Source organism: Methylobacillus sp. (assembly GCF_036844465.1).
Taxonomy (GTDB): domain Bacteria; phylum Pseudomonadota; class Gammaproteobacteria; order Burkholderiales; family Methylophilaceae; genus Methylobacillus.
The window spans coordinates 54,034-70,523 of the sequence record NZ_DAIUFW010000006.1 but is presented as its reverse complement, the minus strand read 5'-3'; the positions used below and the strand labels follow the sequence as shown (position 1 = coordinate 70,523).

At 56.9% G+C, this 16,490-nt stretch carries 13 protein-coding genes; 6 read left to right on the top strand and 7 right to left on the bottom strand.

Annotated elements, in window-relative coordinates; genetic code table 11:
• Positions 1-3: 3 nt before the first annotated feature.
• The 6 genes from leuS to V7Z75_RS09335 all read right to left on the bottom strand — a co-directional run bounded on the left by leuS (position 4) and on the right by V7Z75_RS09335 (position 8,817).
• A complete protein-coding gene (gene leuS, locus V7Z75_RS09360) occupies positions 4-2,457 on the bottom strand; it encodes a leucine--tRNA ligase (protein WP_334108356.1) in 2,454 nt (817 codons plus the stop codon).
• Positions 2,458-2,615: 158 nt separating this feature from the next.
• Positions 2,616-3,272 (bottom strand): adenylate kinase, encoded by a 657-nt coding sequence (adk, locus tag V7Z75_RS09355; protein WP_334108355.1) that lies wholly within the window; start codon positions 3,270-3,272, stop codon positions 2,616-2,618.
• 42 nt (positions 3,273-3,314) lie between these two features.
• A complete protein-coding gene (gene rsmA / locus V7Z75_RS09350) occupies positions 3,315-4,082 on the bottom strand; it encodes a 16S rRNA (adenine(1518)-N(6)/adenine(1519)-N(6))-dimethyltransferase RsmA (RefSeq protein WP_334108354.1) in 768 nt (255 codons plus the stop codon).
• Positions 4,079-5,077, bottom strand: coding sequence for a 4-hydroxythreonine-4-phosphate dehydrogenase PdxA (pdxA, locus tag V7Z75_RS09345; RefSeq protein WP_334108353.1), 999 nt, complete (start codon positions 5,075-5,077; stop codon positions 4,079-4,081). The genes rsmA and pdxA overlap by 4 nt, the downstream gene beginning before the upstream one ends.
• 8 nt (positions 5,078-5,085) lie before the next feature.
• Positions 5,086-6,399, bottom strand: coding sequence for a peptidylprolyl isomerase (locus V7Z75_RS09340; protein ID WP_334108352.1), 1,314 nt, complete (start codon positions 6,397-6,399; stop codon positions 5,086-5,088).
• A gap of 6 nt (positions 6,400-6,405) precedes the next feature.
• Positions 6,406-8,817 (bottom strand): LPS-assembly protein LptD, encoded by a 2,412-nt coding sequence (locus tag V7Z75_RS09335; RefSeq protein ID WP_334108351.1) that lies wholly within the window; start codon positions 8,815-8,817, stop codon positions 6,406-6,408.
• Between the two features lie 219 nt (positions 8,818-9,036).
• Here V7Z75_RS09335 and V7Z75_RS09330 point away from each other — a divergent pair, with 219 nt between their 5' ends.
• The 6 genes from V7Z75_RS09330 to V7Z75_RS09305 all read left to right on the top strand — a co-directional run bounded on the left by V7Z75_RS09330 (position 9,037) and on the right by V7Z75_RS09305 (position 15,206).
• The gene (locus V7Z75_RS09330) at positions 9,037-10,032 is read left to right on the top strand and encodes an aminoglycoside phosphotransferase family protein (protein WP_334108350.1); all 996 of its coding nucleotides are present in this window, start codon (positions 9,037-9,039) and stop codon (positions 10,030-10,032) included.
• A gap of 25 nt (positions 10,033-10,057) precedes the next feature.
• Positions 10,058-10,723 (top strand): N-acetylmuramate alpha-1-phosphate uridylyltransferase MurU, encoded by a 666-nt coding sequence (gene murU / locus V7Z75_RS09325; RefSeq protein ID WP_334108481.1) that lies wholly within the window; start codon positions 10,058-10,060, stop codon positions 10,721-10,723.
• A 69-nt stretch (positions 10,724-10,792) separates the two neighbouring features.
• Entirely contained in the window at positions 10,793-12,097 is a 1,305-nt protein-coding gene (gene pepP, locus V7Z75_RS09320; protein ID WP_334108480.1) for a Xaa-Pro aminopeptidase, read from the top strand.
• Positions 12,079-13,272 (top strand): FAD-dependent monooxygenase, encoded by a 1,194-nt coding sequence (locus tag V7Z75_RS09315; RefSeq protein ID WP_334108349.1) that lies wholly within the window; start codon positions 12,079-12,081, stop codon positions 13,270-13,272. Before pepP ends, V7Z75_RS09315 begins: the two co-directional genes overlap by 19 nt.
• 2 nt (positions 13,273-13,274) lie before the next feature.
• Positions 13,275-14,447, top strand: a complete 1,173-nt coding sequence (locus V7Z75_RS09310) for an FAD-dependent monooxygenase (protein ID WP_334108348.1) — start codon at positions 13,275-13,277, stop codon at positions 14,445-14,447.
• A gap of 30 nt (positions 14,448-14,477) precedes the next feature.
• On the top strand, positions 14,478-15,206 hold the full coding sequence (locus tag V7Z75_RS09305) for a DsbC family protein (RefSeq protein ID WP_334108347.1): 729 nt from the start codon (positions 14,478-14,480) through the stop codon (positions 15,204-15,206).
• Between the two features lie 71 nt (positions 15,207-15,277).
• On the opposite strand, the gene V7Z75_RS09300 is transcribed toward V7Z75_RS09305, so the two are convergent.
• Positions 15,278-16,486: a type II secretion system F family protein gene (locus V7Z75_RS09300; RefSeq protein WP_334108346.1), complete on the bottom strand. Its 1,209-nt coding sequence runs from the start codon at positions 16,484-16,486 to the stop codon at positions 15,278-15,280.
• Positions 16,487-16,490 lie beyond the last annotated feature (4 nt).

Here is a 16,490-nt window from a genome sequence, read left to right as displayed (position 1 = left end):
GGTTTATCCTACAACGATATTGACGAGTTTGTTGGGCACGACGATGATCTTGCGCACGCTGCCTTCCGCCAGGTATTTCTTGACGTTTTCCTGTTGCACGGCCAATGCTTCAATTGCTGCCTTGTCCAGCGTGCGGGCCACGGTCATGCTGCCGCGCAGCTTGCCGTTGACCTGCAGCATCAGCTCGATTTCATCCTGCACCATTGCGGCTTTGTTCGCAGCTGGCCAGCGGGATTCCAGCAATTGCGTGCCGGGGCGCAGTTCCTGCCAGAGCGCATGGCTGATGTGCGGCACGATGGGAGACAACAGCAGTACGACGTTTTCCAGCGTTTCCTGCCGGATGGCGCGGGTAATGGCATCATCGCCTTCGATCTTTGCGTAAGCGTTCATGAGTTCCATGATGGCGGCAATCGCGGTATTGAAGGAGTGGCGGCGGCCATAGTCATCGCTGACTTTTTCGATGGTCTGGTGCAACTGGCGGCGGAAGGCTTTGAGTTCAGTATTGAGTTCGCCAGTGCTGAACGCAGCAACCAGGCCGGTTTCCACATGCGCCGCAACCGCGGCCCAGACGCGCTTGAGGAAACGGTGCGCGCCTTCCACGCCAGCATCTGACCATTCCAGGCTTTGCTCTGGTGGCGCGGCGAACATCATGAACAAGCGTGCGGTATCCGCACCATAGTGATCAATCAGTTCCTGCGGGTCGACCGTGTTGCCCTTGGATTTTGACATCTTGCTGCCATCCTTGAGCACCATGCCTTGCGTCAGCAGGTTGTTGAACGGTTCATCGTGCTTGATGAGGCCGACATCGCGCATCAGTTTGTTGAAGAAGCGCGCATAGAGCAAATGCAGGATGGCATGCTCGATACCGCCGATATATTGATCCACGGGCAGCCAGTAATTGGCGCGTTCGTCCACCATGCCGCTGGTGGCGTCAAAACTGGCGTAGCGCGCGAAATACCAAGATGATTCGACGAATGTGTCCATGGTGTCGGTTTCGCGTGTGGCTTTCTCGCCGCAGCTTGGGCAGGTGGTTTCGTAGAAGGCCGGGTCTTTCTTGATCGGCGAACCGACGCCATCCATGACCACATCTTCTGGCAGGATCACTGGCAATTGCTCGGCAGGCACAGGCACTTCGCCGCAGCTTGGGCAATGCACGATGGGAATCGGGCAGCCCCAGTAACGCTGGCGGGAAATACCCCAGTCGCGCAGACGGTATTGCGTACGCTTCTTGCCGAGGTTTTTTTCAGTCAATGTGCTGGCGATGGCATCGGTGGCTTGCGCAAAATTGAGGCCGTTGAATTCGCTGGAATCAAACAGAATGCCATGTTCGGTATAGGCTGCCTGCAAAGGCAATTCCAGTTCTCCGTGCGCAGGTTTGATGACAGCTTTGATCGGCAGCTTATATTTGCAGGCAAATTCGAAATCGCGTTCGTCATGGGCAGGCACGGCCATGACGGCACCTTCGCCGTAGCTGATCAATACGTAGTTGGCAACCCAGACCGGCAGTTTTTCGCTAGTGATGGGGTGCAGGACGAACAGGCCGGAATCCATGCCTTTTTTCTCTGCCGTGGCAAGGTCGGCTTCTGCAACACTGCCGCGCTTGCATTCGTCGATGAATGCCTGCAATTCAGGATTGTTTTGCGCGGCTTGCGTGGCCAATGCATGTTCTGCGGCCACGGCGACATACGTCGCACCCATCAGAGTGTCGGGGCGCGTGGTGTAAACCTTGAGCGTGCCTTCGCCTGTTGCCAGCGGAAACTCCACTTCGCAACCGTAGCTCTTGCCTATCCAGTTGCGCTGCATGGTCTTGACCTGCTCAGGCCAGCCTTCCAGCTTGTCCAGGTCTGTCAATAACTCTTCCGCATAGGCGGTGATCTTCATGAAATACTGCGGAATGTCGCGTTTCTCGACCAGGGCGCCAGAACGCCAGCCACGTCCATCAATGACCTGCTCGTTGGCGAGTACGGTCTGGTCCACCGGGTCCCAGTTGACGGTGGCGGTTTTCTTGTAGATCAGGCCCTTTTTGTACAGTTCGGTGAACAGCCATTGTTCCCAGCGGTAATAGTCGGGCTTGCAGGTAGCAATCTCGCGCTGCCAGTCCACTGCCAGGCCCAGGCTCTTGAGCTGGTCCTTCATGTGTTCGATGTTGCTGTAGGTCCAGCCCGCGGGCGCGACATTATTCTTGATCGCGGCATTTTCGGCAGGCAGGCCGAAAGCATCCCAGCCCATGGGCTGCATCACGTTGTAGCCGCGCATGCGATGGAAACGGCTCAGCACATCGCCGATGGTGTAGTTGCGCACATGGCCCATATGCAGCTTGCCGGACGGATAGGGAAACATCGACAGGCAATAGTATTTGGGCTTGTCGGATTGTTCCGTGGCGTGGAATGTTTGGGAGGATTCCCAGAACAGTTGCGCTTGTTGCTCGATTTCGCGGAATGGATACTGCTGCTGCATGATGGGCGGGACGTCTGAAAAAGATTAAGGGGAAATTATACCTGATTTAGGCAGCCGGCCTTGCCTGCGACCTGTTGCTGTCTTGTAGAGTCATAAGGGGCTGTTACCAGATTCTGGACGAAGCCGTTGCAATATCCGGCTTCGTCAATAGTCAGTGCTTACTGGCTTAGTGCCTGCAATACCTGGTTGCGGATATCGCTGACTTCGCCCAAACCGGAGATCTTCACGTATTTTGGCGCGTGCTCGCCGCCTGCTGCGGCCCAGCCGGAATAATAATCAACCAGCGGCTTGGTCTGGTTGTGGTACACCTCCAGACGCTTGGCGACGGTTTCTTCCTTGTCGTCGTCGCGTTGCACCAGGTCTTCGCCAGTCACATCGTCCTTGCCTGCCACTTTGGGCGGGTTGAATACCACGTGATAGGTGCGGCCCGACGGCAAGTGGGTGCGGCGGCCACTCATGCGTTCGATGATGGCTTCATCCGGCACGTCGATTTCGACCACATGGTCGATATTGACGCCAGCCTGCTTCATGGCTTCGGCTTGCGGAATCGTGCGTGGGAAACCGTCAAACAGGAAACCTTGCTGGCAGTCGGCATCCTTGATGCGTTCCTTGACTAGGCCGATGATGACGTCATCAGGCACCAGGCCGCCGGAGTCCATGTAACGCTTGGCTTCCAGGCCGAGCTGAGTGCCGGCCTTCACTGCGGCGCGCAGCATATCGCCAGTAGAAATCTGCGGAATGTTGAATTGTTCCTTGATGAATGTAGCCTGGGTGCCCTTGCCAGCGCCGGGGGCGCCTAACAGTATGACTCTCATTATGGTCTCCTCTTGTCAATCGGCCATTATATCAGCCGGGTTTCACGCTGCCAGATAATTGGCAATTGCGACAAACCCGGCGGTGGGTACGTTTTCCGCGCGCAGTTGCGGGTCCAGACCCAGTGCGGCAAAACCCGCATCATCCAGCAAGCCCTTGAGTGTGTTACGCAGGGTTTTGCGGCGCTGGGCGAAAGCGGCAGTCACTACCTTGGCGAACAGGGCTTCATCCTGGGCCGGGTAGGGTAATGTGGCATAAGGCACCGCGCGAACAAAGGCGGATTCCACCTTGGGCGCCGGGTCGAAGGCATCGGGCGGCACGGTCAGCAGGTATTCCATCTGCAAACGATATTGCAGCATGACGGAGAGCCTGCCGTAGGCGGCGCTGGAAGGCTCAGCCACCATGCGCTCCACCACCTCTTTCTGCAACATGAAATGCATGTCGATGATATGCGGCACGTTATCCAGCAGGTGGAACAGGATAGGGGTGGAGATGTTATACGGCAGGTTGCCGACCACGCGCAGGCGCTCGCTGATGCTGCCGAAATTGAACTTGAGCGCGTCGCTGGCATGGATGGTGAGCTTGTCTTGCGGGTAATGGCCCTGCATCCAGTCGATGATGTCGCGGTCGATTTCCACGACATGCAGATGTTGCAGGCGTTCCAGTAGCGGCTTGGTCATGGCGCCCAGGCCCGGCCCGATTTCCACCATGCAATCCGTCGATTGTGGATTGATGGCTTCGATCAGGCTATTAATGATGGCGCGATCGGTCAGGAAGTTCTGGCCGAAGCGTTTTTTGGCGATATGTTTCATAATATTGACTTGCGGTTTCCGGCCAGTGCGATGGCGAGCCGAATGGCGCTAAGCAGGCTGCCGATGTCGATGTTGCCCTTGCCTGCCAGGTCCAGTGCCGTACCGTGATCCACCGAGGTGCGGATCATGGGCAGGCCCAGGGTGACATTGACGCCTTCGCCGAAGCTGGCGTGCTTGAGCACGGGCAGGCCTTGGTCGTGATACATCGCCAGCACGCAGTCGCCCTGCGACAGGTTGTGCTGGGTAAATAGCGTGTCTGCGGGCAACGGCCCCTTGAGCAGCATGCCTTCCTGGCGCAGGCGCTCCAGCACCGGGGTGATAGAGGTGATTTCTTCAGTGCCCAGATGACCGCCTTCGCCTGCATGCGGATTGAGGCCGGTGACCAGGATGCGCGGATTGGCAATGCCAAATTTTTGCACCAGGTCATGGTGGAGAATACGGAGAGTGGCTTCCAGGCTGGCTTGGGTAATGGCCTGGCTGACTTCCGCCAATGGCAGGTGCGTGGTCGCCAGTGCCACGCGCAATGAACCGCCGACCAGCATCATCACGACTTGATCTGTTGCGGTGCGTTCGGCGAGAAACTCCGTATGTCCGGTGAAGGCAATCCCGGCATCGTTGATGACACCCTTATGCACAGGTGCCGTGACCATGGCATCAAACTCACCTTGCATGCAGCCATCAATCGCGCGCTCCAGCGTATGTAGCACATAATGGCTGTTGGCGGAGTTCAATTGTCCAGCTGTGACGCTGGCAGCGCAAGGTTGATGTAGGACGGTGAGTTGGTGTTGTCCCCGATGTTCCGGCCAATTGTCAGGATTGTAAGCGTCAATATGCAGCGGAAGCTGCAATGCCTGGGCGCGTTCTGCCAGTACAGCCTGGTCGGCAATGACGGCTACTCTGGCTGGCAGCGGATGGGCTGCCAGCATGACGCAGAGGTCTATGCCGATGCCGGCAGGCTCTCCCGCAGTGATGACGATGCGTGGCAGTTTATCCACATGCAGACCTAGTATTTGTCTTCCAGGTGGTATTCGACATATGCCCGGTCGCGCAGCTCATGCACCCAATCCTGATAGGCCTCGTCCGCTTTGCGGGCGCGGATTTCCTGTCTGGCTTTGAGGCGGGCGGATTCCTTGGACATATCCTGCGTGCGGCGCTCTAGCACCTGGATGATATGCCAGCCGAATGGCGTGCGCACGGGAGCACTGATCTGGTTGGGTTGCAGCGTGTTCATGACCTGCTCAAATTGCGGAACGGTATCGCCTGGGTTGGTCCAGCCCAGGTCGCCGCCATTATTGGCAGAGGCGTCTTCCGAATACTGCCGCGCCAGTTCGGCAAAGTCGGCGCCATGGTCGAGGCGCTGTTTGATGGAATCAATTTTCTGCTCGGCTTCCATATCGGATACCACTTCGCTGAGCTTGATGAGGATATGGCGCACATGGGTTTGGTCCACGACCAAGGGCGAGCTGCCGCCACGGCGATCCACCAGCTTCAGGATATGGTAGCCATTCGGGCTGCGCAGGATGCCGGAAAGCTGGCCACGTTGCAGCGGTTGCAAGGCATCGACGAACAACGATGGCAATTGCGCGGCGGTTTTCCAGCCGATCGTGCCACCCTCAAGCGCATTGGGGGCATCCGAGTATCCAGCGGAGATTTGCGCGAAATCGGCCCCATCCTGTAGTTCTTTCAGTGCGGTTTCAGCCTTGGCCCTGAGTTTTTGCAGATCTTCGGGGCTGCTTTCTTCCGGTGCGCGAATCAGGATGTGGGCTACGTCGAACTCATCCTGGATGTCATTGCGGGAAGACTGGGTGGTCAGGAAGTTGTCGATTTCCGACTCGGTGACATTCACGCGGTTATCCACCTCGCGCTCACGCAGGCGGGCAAGGATGATTTCATTGCGGATATCTTCGCGGAACTTGCGATAGGGAATTCCTTCCTCTTCCAGCGCCTTGCGGAATTCGCCGGTGCTGAGCTTGTTCTGCTCGGCAATGCGCTCAATGGTCTTGTCGAGCTGGGCATCATCGACGCGCAGGCCGGTTTGGGTGGCGTATTGCAGTTGCAGCCTGTCATTGATCAGGCGTTCGAGAATCTGCTTTTCCAGCACATCTCTTGGCGGTAGCTGCGTGCCTTGTTTTTCGAGTTGCGTGGTTACGGTCTGGATGCGGTCTGTCAGTTCTTTTTCCGTGATAACGCCTTGATCGACGACAGCAATGATCCGGTCCATCTTGGCAATTTCTGCCGCCAGAAGCTGGGTGCTGAACAGAAACAAGAAAACCAGGAAGCCGCGCTGGGCCAGGGTGCTGAGAAATTGAATGTGCATAGGTAATTACTGGTATGAATCCGGGATCAGGCTTGAGCTAGTATAGCCGGGAATAGCGCGGTTAAGAAGTTTGAGCGGGTTCTGCCCGATGGAGGCCAAGCCGCCCAGCTCAAGCTGGAAATACAGCGCATAGTTGGCATCCGCAGTCGCAGTGGAGACGCGCTGCATGACAGTTCTGGCCTGCCAGCAGCCTGCGTCGTATTCCAGCCCGGCAATGCCTTCAATCGGCTGGTTTTCGCGCAGAGAGTAGTTCCAGCGCCCCAGGCCGTACCAGCCCTTGCCCAGCGGCCATTGTCCGGAAATATTGATCTGTTCCAGGCGATCTTCGGTGTAACGGTAGCCCAGGTTGAGGACTTTGCCGGGTTCTGGATTGTAGCGGGCGCTGATGTTTTTGCGGATGTAGACGCTACGGTCGGTGTTGTACTGGCCAAAGACATCGAGGTTCCAGTGGTTGAGCAGGCGTGCCGTGAGTTCGCCAATGATATCGGAGGTGTCGCCTGAGCGCGGATTGACACCAGGTAAATAAACTCTTTCGTCAGCAAAATAATAGCGTTGGCCCAAGGTGACAGCCATGCGCTGCTCCCCGGTTTTCTTGCTGATCATGCGGCTGGTGGCTGCCAGGGTGAGCTGGTTGGCATTGTTGATGCGGTCCTGGCCCGTGAACTGGTTTTCCAGGAAGAGCGAGCCCATATTCAAATCGGACAGACTGGAGTCGTATACCGGGATCAGCGACTGGTCGCGGTAGGGAATATAAACATAGTACAGGCGCGGTTCCAGGGTCTGGGTGTAGCGGTTCTTGACGATACGCACGTCGCGGTCGAAGTAAAGGCCGCTGTCTATGCTGAAAATCGGCAGGGTGCGGCTTTGCGATTGATACGCACTGTCCATAGTGAGATTGCCGTCGCTGTCGTAGAGCTTGAAATCGCCATTGTCCACTTGGTACTGGGTGTAATGCAGTCCCAGCTTGGGGGTGATGTATCCGTAGGGGCGCGCCATGGGCAGGCTGATGCTGGGATAGGCCACCAGGCGTTTACCTGTCACTAGCGTGTCCAATGCACCGCCGCTCAATGTGGCCCGTGTGCTGATGGCATCATTGTCACGGTCAAAATTCGCCCATTGCGTGAACAGCTTGACATCAAACGGCCCCCACTCGTCGTCGCCGGTCAAGGTGAGTTGCGGTAGACGTTGCAGCGGGTAATTGATGCCGTCCAGGGTCTGGTATTTCTGCACCAATGCATTGAATGTCCAGTTTTCGTCGGCATAGTTGACATAAGCCTGTTGCGGCAGGTTCACCCGGCTGGTCGTGACAATACGGGTGGACATTTCGGAGAAGTATTTGTCATCAGATACTTTCTCCAGGTTGTAGGCAGCCGTCCAGCCGTTATGGAAGTCGTGCAAGTGGGCAAACTTCGCATAGTAGCGATTCTCACCAGTGCTGGTGTCGCTGGGCAGATACTCAATATTGGCAGTGCCTTGATAATCCTCGTTCAGATAGCGGAACTCCCCTTGGTACTGCATGCCGCGTTTGCTCAGGTAGCGGGTGCCAAAAGTGGCATCCATATCAGGGGCGATATTCCAATAGAACGGCACCAGAAATTCAAAACCACTGCGGCTGGTGGTGCCCCAGGTGGGAGCAAGCAGGCCAGTTTTCCGCTGGTTCATGAATGAAAAATTGATCCAAGGCGTCCACAGGATGGGCACGCCCTGGAATTCCACGCGGGCGTTACGCGCGGTGCCGGTTTTGGTGTAGTCGTCCAGTTCCAGCTCCTTTGCCCGGACGAACCAATCGTCCGCACCTACTTCACAAGTAGTGTAGCGGGCGTTTTTCAGACGCTTACGGCTAGGCCCTTCAAAGACGACGCCTGTTGCATCGCCGCGCGAGGCTCCCTGTCTGCGGCTCAGCCCCGGCGCATAGCCGCTGTCTTCGATATTTTGCTGGGTGAGTGGAGTGGTGTTGTCAGTTGAATAGACAAGGTTGTCGTTATCCTGGCGCTTGTTCCCGCTGGTGCCGAATTGCGGCAGGTTGGCAAATTGGGAGTCCATCTCGAAAGACGGGTTTTTCATCTCGCCTATGCTCTCTGCTGGCTTTAGTCGCAGCTCCGGCCCCTTGATGCGGCCGCCCTTGGTTTCCAGCCGAACATTGCCGATTACATGCAGCTCTTCATTCTGCACATCGTATTCTATGGTGTCGCCATAGACTTCCTGCTGGCCCGAGATCAGGGAGGCGTTGCCAATGGATTTCAGCTTGCGGTCCAGATATACCTGGACCTTGTCACCTTCGATGATGATGGCATCGGGATCTGGCAGAGTTTCTGGTGCCGAATCGACGGCTTCAGTTTCCGGCGTGTCTTCGGCATAGGCCTGGCCAAGGCCAAGGCAAACAAGCGCGACGAGAAAGGTGATGGGACGGATTTTCACAATGAATCAGGAGTAAGGCTGGACTTTAAATGGGCGCGTGTTTGTTTTATGGGTGATAAAATCGCATAATTTGCCCTTTTAAGCAATCCATAAATCGCTCGCGGTATTGCTTTCTTGCTGAATTAAAAGGAAGTTTGAGTTTTGCGGCATGTTGTCAATATGCCGCATTTTTATGTATCGCCACTATTTCCAAGTGTAACCTCTAAGGATGATCCACTCGTGTCGCGTCTTGATCAATTGAATGGCTGGCTGGACCAGGTATTGCAGGAGAAACCTCATCAGCTGACGGCTGCATCTGCCGATGCCAGTTTCCGGCAATATTTCAGGGCTCACCTGGAGGATGGCACTACGCTGATTGTCATGGATGCGCCTCCACCACATGAAGATTGCAGACCTTTCGTCAAGGTTGCTGCCTTGTTTGCGGAAGCCGGGCTGAATGTACCGGAAATACTGGCACAGGACCTGGAGCAGGGCTTTCTGCTGCTTAGTGACCTCGGCACCCAGACTTTTCTCGATGTGCTGAACGAGGACAATGCAGATGTCTTGTTCCGCGATGCGACCGATGCCCTGGTAACTTGGCAATTGGCAAGCAAGCCGGGAGTGCTGCCGCCATATGACGAGGCCTTGTTGCGCCGGGAGCTTAGTCTGTTCCCGGATTGGTATGTGGCACAGCATCTCAAGATTGAATTGGACGAAAAGCAGCGCAATACGCTGGATAATGTGCTCAGCACCATTGTGCGTTATAACTTGGCTCAGCCGTCGGTTTATGTGCACCGCGATTACATGCCGCGCAACCTGATGGTGAGTACGCCTTCGCCTGGCATTCTGGATTTCCAGGACGCGGTCTATGGCCCGATCAGTTATGACGTGGCGTCCTTGTTCAAGGACGCCTTTATCAGCTGGGAGGAGGAGCGCGTGCTGGATGGCGCAATCCGCTATTGGGAAAAGGCGCGCAAGGCCGGCTTGCCGGTGCGTCCTGATTTCGGCGATTTTTACCGTGATTTCGAGTGGATGGGTCTGCAGCGCCATCTCAAGGTGCTGGGGATATTCGCCCGTATCAATTACCGTGACGGCAAGCCCAAATATCTCGCTGATACGCCGCGTTTCATGAACTATGTGCGCCAGGTCTGTGTCCGTTATGGTGAGCTGAAGTCTTTGTTGCGGCTGCTTGATACGCTGGAAAAATGCGAGCCGCAGTTCGGTTATACCTTCTGATGGAGACCACATCGCTTTGAAAGCCATGATTCTTGCCGCAGGCCGCGGCGAACGTATGCGGCCGTTGACCGATACGACGCCCAAGCCTTTGCTGCAAGTGGGTGGCAAGCCGTTGATCGTCTGGCACCTGGAGCGCCTGGCTGCAGCGGGATTCAAGGAAGTCATCATCAATCATGCCCATCTCGGACAGCAAGTCGAAGATGCGTTGGGGGATGGCAGCCGCTGGGGGCTGATCATCCGGTATTCGCCTGAACAGGCTGCGCTGGAAACCGCAGGTGGTATTGTGAATGCCTTGCCCTTGCTGGGCGATGCGCCATTTCTAGTAGTGAATGGCGATGTGTTTTGCGATATTGATTTTGCACGCTTGCGCGATGGTTTGCAGGCTGATCAATTGGCCTATATGGCGCTGGTGGATAACCCACCACAACATGCCTATGGCGATTTTGCCCTGGAAAATGGTCAGTTGCTGTTGGATGGGCAGAACCGGCTGACTTTTTCCGGTGTTGCCGTTTATGCGCCATCCTTGTTCAAGGGCGTGTTGCGCGGCAGTGTGGCGAAGCTGGGACCTTTGCTCAAGGAGGCTATCATGCGCGGACAGGCAACCGCCTTTCATCATCAGGGTGTCTGGCACGATATCGGCACTCCCGAGCGACTGCAAAGCCTGGATGCGGAATTGCGCGGCCAAGCATGAATTCCCAGTATAGCGTCATGATCCATTATTTATTTTCTCAAGGACGCGCTTGGCGTGTTGGTTGAAGCAATGCAGATTGAAGAATTCAAGGCGCGCCGCCAGGCGTTGATGGAAAAAATCGGCCAGGGCGTGGCCGTGATTCCAACCGCGGCTGAAGCGGTGCGTAACCGCGACAGCCATTATCCCTATCGCTTCGATAGCTATTTTTATTATCTGACCGGGTTCGACGAGCCGGAAGCTGTGCTGGTGCTACTGGCTGGCGAGTCGCCCAAAAGCATCTTGTTCTGCCGCGATAAAGATATGGAGCGCGAAATCTGGGACGGTTTCCGTCACGGCCCGGCGGGCGCACTAGAGGCTTTCGGCTTTGACGAGGCGTACAGCATCGATGAGCTTGACCAACGCATAGGTGAATATCTTGCCAACCAGCCGCAATTATTGTTTGCGCTGGGTGCCGACCCGGCATGGGATCAGCGGCTGGGCGGCTGGCTCAAGCAACTGGCCAGCCAGGCGCGCAGCGGCATTGCCGCGCCTGCGGCGATCGTGGACGTGCGCCGTCTGCTGGACGAGATGCGCCTCATCAAGTCTCCCCTGGAACTGGATGTGATGCGCAGGGCGGCGGCGATTACCGTGGATGCCCACAAGCGCGCCATGCGCGCCGCCCGGCCGGGCATGATGGAATATGAGGTCGAGGCAGAAATCCTGCACGAGTTCTACCGGCGCGGCAGCCGTGCGCCCGCCTATACTTCTATCGTCGCGGGTGGCGGCAACGCCTGTGTGCTGCATTACATCACCAACCAGGCGCGGCTTCAAGATGGCGACCTGCTGCTAATCGATGCAGGTTGCGAATTGGAAGGGTATGCCGCCGACATCACGCGTACCTTCCCGGTGAACGGCAAGTTCAGCGCTGCGCAGAAGGATGTCTACGAGCTGGTGCTGGCGGCGCAGGCAGCCGCGATTGCCCAGGTCAAACCGGGCCAGCACTGGAATGCGCCGCACGAGGCTGCGCTGAACGTGCTGGCGCAGGGCCTGATTGATTTCGGGTTGTGTGAAGGATCGCTGGACGCGGTGCTGGAGTCGGGCGACTACCGCCGTTTCTATATGCACCGCACGGGCCACTGGCTGGGCCTGGACGTGCATGACGCCGGGGAATACAAGCAGGCTGATGGTAACTGGCGCCTATTGCAGCCGGGCATGGTGCTGACGGTGGAGCCGGGCTGCTATATCCGCCCGGCCGATAACGTGCCGGAGCATTTCTGGAATATCGGCATTCGCATCGAGGATAATGCAGTGGTCACAGCCGAGGGCAATGAAATCACCACGGCTGCAGCGCCGAAGACTGTGCGGGAAATCGAGGAATGGATGGCTGGGGTATGAGCGTGGTGACGGAACATGATCTATTGATTGTCGGCGGCGGCCCGGTCGGGGCCACCCTGGCGCTGGCGCTGCAGCACCAAGGCATCAATGCCACCATGCTCGAAGCCCGCGCCAAAGGGGCCTCCCATCATGACCAGCGCGCGCTGGCTTTGTCTTACGGCAGCATTCTGATACTTGATCGGCTGGGCTTGTGGGCAGAGTTGAAACCCAAGGCGACCGCCATCAACACCATACATGTATCGCAACGCGGCAGCCTGGGGCGCAGCCTGCTCAAGGCAGAGGAGCATGGGCAGCCTGCATTGGGCTACGTGCTTTCCTATGGCGACCTTTCCACAGCGCTGGACCATGCCATCCAGCAATTCCCGGGGATAGAGGTCAGCTACGAGACGGAGGCGCTGGCGATCAAGCCAGGCCAAGATAGCGCCGAGGTGGAATATCGCTCGCAATGGCAAAATTACGCGGGCATGGCCCGCATGGCAGTGCTGGCCGACGGGGGCCGCAGCCTGGCGGATATTCCCGGCCTGCAGCGCGAAACCAAGCATTACGGGCATGATGCGCTGGTGAGCAAGGTCGAATGTGAACTTCCTCATGACAATATCGCTTATGAGCGGTTTACCCCGGCCGGCCCAGTGGCCTTGCTGCCGAACGGGCCGCGGGATTTTTCCCTGGTGTGGACAGGCAAGGCAGAAGAGGTGCAGGCTTTGCTCGCGCTGGATGACGACGCTTTCCTGCAGGCGCTGCATACGCATTTCGGCGATCGTGTCGGCCAATTCCTCAAGATAGGCAAGCGGCTCAGTTTCCCGCTCAGGCTGTCTTACCTCAAGCCCGTGACGGCGCCGCACTTGGCGGTGATCGGCAACGCCGCCCAGACCATGCATCCGGTGGCGGGGCAGGGGTTTAACGTCGGCATGCGCGATGCCTGGGAGTTGGCGCAATTGCTCGCGGCGATGCCTATGGAAGAGTGGGGGCAGCCTCGGATGATGCAGGCCTACCAGGCCAGCCGTAAGGCGGATACCCGCGGCGGGTTGCTGTTCACGGATTTCCTGGTCAATGTGTTTTCCAACGACATCGTCGGTTTGCGCAAGGTGCGCGCGTTGGGGCTGGGCTTGCTGGATATCGTGCCGCTGGCCAAGCAACACCTGGTGCGCAAAATGAGTTTCGGGCCCAGGGGTTAGGCATGGCAAATCTGCAACATGAATTTGACATCATTGTCCTTGGCGCCGGGCTGGTGGGCGTGGCGGCTGCGGTTGCGCTCAAGCTGCAGGGCTATCGCGTCGCCTTGCTGGAACGCGGGCAGGCTGCGGTGGAGTTGTATGAGGAATGGGATAGCCGCATTTATGCGATCAGTCCGGGCAACGTCGCCTGGCTGGAGCATCTGGAAGTATGGAACAGGCTGGATGCCAGCCGCTATTGCGCGGTGGAAGGCATGCAAATCTGGGGTGATGATGGCGCGCGACTGGAATTGGATGCCTATGCCGCCGGGCTTGCCAACCTGAGCGTGATTGCCGAGGGTAGCCGTTTGCAGCAGGCCTTGCTTGAGAGGCTGGAAAGCCTGGATGTGCCTTTGCACGAGCACGTTTCCATTGAGCGGGTTGACTGGAATGCCCAGGGCGCTTCATTGCAGACCAGCGATGGTGCAACCTATACCGCATCCTTGCTGGTGGGCGCGGACGGCGCGGCCTCTTGGGTGCGCGGACAGGCAGATATCACGGTCAAGCGGCACGATTACGCCCAGATGGGCGTGGTGGCCAATTTTGCCTGCGAGCGCCCGCACCGTGCGCAAGCCTGCCAGTGGTTCCGTGGCGATGATGTGCTGGCCTGGCTGCCGTTACCTCAGCAGCATATATCCATGGTCTGGTCGTTGGATAATGCCAGGGCACAGGCGTTGATGGCGCTGGATGCCGATGCCTTGGCGCAGGAAGTGGCTTCCGCCGGGCAGCATTATTTCGGCCAATTGGCGCTGGCGACCCCGGTACAGGCATTTCCGTTGGCGATGCAGGAAGCCGGCAATCTGGCCAGGCCGGGGCTGGCCCTGATCGGCGATGCCGCGCATCAGGTGCATCCGTTGGCGGGGCAGGGCGTCAACCTGGGCTTTCGCGACGTTCAAATGCTGGCTGAGGTATTGGCCGCGCCGCAATCGCGGCGCCAGCCCGGGGATTTATATGTGCTGCGGCGGTATGAGCGGGCGCGCAAGGCGGATATGATGTCCATGCGCGTATTGACGCACGGACTCAATCATTTATATGCGCATCCTGCGTCTTGGCTCAGGATGTTGCGCAATGGGGGTATGCAATGCTTGAACCGCATGCCGGTGCTGAAAAGGCAATTGATGCAGCAAGCCGTTATTTGATATTTGAATCACAGGGAAAGCATGGAAATTATGTTTAAAAAGTGGATGGCAATAGGAGTGACTTCACTGTTGGCGGCAAATGCCTGGGCGGATGAAGCCAACCTGAAGAAAACGATAGAGGCGACCTACCCCAAGGTAAAAATCGAAAGTGTGATCAAGACGCCTTATGCGGGTTTGTACGAGGTGTTTCTCGATGGGCAGATCATCTATACCGATGAGAAGTTCAGTTTCCTGATCGCGGAAGGGCGGCTGGTTGAGCCCAAGACCAAGCGCGACATCACAGGCGAGCGCATAGACGAGTTGACCAAGGTGGATTTTGCTTCTTTGCCGCTCGACCAGGCCGTCAAGGTGGTTAAGGGTAATGGCAGCCGCAAGCTGGTGGTGTTTTCCGACCCGGACTGCCCTTACTGCAAGCGTCTGGAACAAAAGGAACTGGCGAATATCAATGACGTGACTATTTATACTTTCCTCTTCCCGTTGGAGCAATTGCACCCGGATGCCGCCAACAAGTCGCGTGCTATCTGGTGTGCGCCGGATCGTGCCAAGGCTTGGAATGACTGGATATTCAACGGCCAGTTGCCCAAGGCGCAAGGCACTTGCGATACGCCGATTGAAAAGCTGGCCGACCTGGGCCGTAAGCTCAATGTGACCAGCACGCCTACCCTGATTTTTGCCGACGGCAAGCGCATGCTGGGCGCATATCCCGCCAAGGATATTGAAAAGGCGATGAATGCCGCGGCTGCAGGCGGAAAAAAGTAGAAGTTCCTCTGGAATACAAAAAAAACAAAAGGGGCATTTCGCCCCTTTATGTTTTGTAAGGATATGTGCCTTTAAACCACCTGGCCCATTTTGAAGATCGGTAGGTACATGGCAATCACCAAGCCGCCGATCAGGGTGCCGAGTACAACCATGATAATAGGTTCCATCAGGCTGGAAAGCGCCTCCACGGCATCATCCACTTCCCCTTCGTAGAAATCGGCCACCTTGCTCAGCATGGAGTCGAGCGCGCCTGATTCTTCGCCAATCGCCACCATCTGCAACACCATATTGGGGAATACTTCCGTGTTCTGCATGGCGACAGTCAGGCTGGCACCTGTGCTGATTTCGCTCTGTATTTTCTTGGTAGCATCATAATAGACGCGGTTACCCGACGCGCCTGCTACCGAGTCCAGTGCCTCAACCAGGGGCACACCTGCCGCGAACATGGTCGATAATGTCCGCGAAAAGCGTGCAATGGTTGCCTTGCGGATCACTTCACCAAAAATTGGCAATTTGAGCATCAGGCGATCCATGGTGGACTGCATTTGCTCCGAGCGTTTCCAGGTATAGAAAAAGAACCAGAGTCCGCCGCCGATAGCGCCGAAAATGGCCCACCAGTAATCGACGAAGAAATCGGAAATCGACATCACCAGCACGGTTGGCGCAGGCAGGTCTGCTCCAAAACTGCTGAACAGCTCCTTGAAGGCTGGAATCACGAAGATCATGATGACTGCCGTAATCACGAAGGCAACCACGATGATGGAAATTGGATAGAACAAGGCAGACTTGATCTTGCCTTTGATAGCGAGAATCTTTTCCTTGTAGGTGGCCAGCCGATCCAGCAGCGAATCCAGAATACCCGCCTGTTCGCCAGCGCCTACCAGATTGCAAAACAGGTTGTCGAAATACAGCGGATATTTGCGGAAAGCCTGGCTCAGGCTGCTGCCGGTTTCCACATCGGCCTTGATGTCTCCGAGCAGCTTGCTGACGGCAGGGTTGCTATGGCCCTTGCCGACGATGTCGAATGCCTGCAACAGTGGAACGCCGGCCTTCATCATGGTAGCAAGCTGACGAGTGAAGAAGGTGACGTCCTTGTCTGTGACTTTTCCGCTAGCCTTGAAGCGCTGCTTGCTGACCTTGACCACATTGATGCCCTGGCGACGCAGGGTAGCCTTGACGAATGATTCGCCGCTGGCCTTCATTTCTCCCTTGACGCGTTTGCCCTTTTTATCCGTACCCTCCCAAGCGTACGTGACTTCCTTGGTTTCCTTGGCGGCCATGGTT

What these genes read in the sequence shown, in the direction of transcription:
- leuS (WP_334108356.1), bottom strand. Translation starts at nt 2,457, where the DNA reads ATGCAGCAGCAGTATCCATTCCGCGAAATCGAGCAACAAGCGCAACTG.
- adk (WP_334108355.1), bottom strand. Translation starts at nt 3,272, where the DNA reads ATGAGAGTCATACTGTTAGGCGCCCCCGGCGCTGGCAAGGGCACCCAG.
- rsmA (WP_334108354.1), bottom strand. Translation starts at nt 4,082, where the DNA reads ATGAAACATATCGCCAAAAAACGCTTCGGCCAGAACTTCCTGACCGAT.
- V7Z75_RS09340 (WP_334108352.1), bottom strand. Translation starts at nt 6,399, where the DNA reads ATGCACATTCAATTTCTCAGCACCCTGGCCCAGCGCGGCTTCCTGGTT.
- murU (WP_334108481.1), top strand. Translation starts at nt 10,058, where the DNA reads ATGATTCTTGCCGCAGGCCGCGGCGAACGTATGCGGCCGTTGACCGAT.
- pepP (WP_334108480.1), top strand. Translation starts at nt 10,793, where the DNA reads ATGCAGATTGAAGAATTCAAGGCGCGCCGCCAGGCGTTGATGGAAAAA.
- V7Z75_RS09315 (WP_334108349.1), top strand. Translation starts at nt 12,079, where the DNA reads ATGGATGGCTGGGGTATGAGCGTGGTGACGGAACATGATCTATTGATT.
- V7Z75_RS09310 (WP_334108348.1), top strand. Translation starts at nt 13,275, where the DNA reads ATGGCAAATCTGCAACATGAATTTGACATCATTGTCCTTGGCGCCGGG.
- V7Z75_RS09305 (WP_334108347.1), top strand. Translation starts at nt 14,478, where the DNA reads ATGTTTAAAAAGTGGATGGCAATAGGAGTGACTTCACTGTTGGCGGCA.
- V7Z75_RS09300 (WP_334108346.1), bottom strand. Translation starts at nt 16,486, where the DNA reads ATGGCCGCCAAGGAAACCAAGGAAGTCACGTACGCTTGGGAGGGTACG.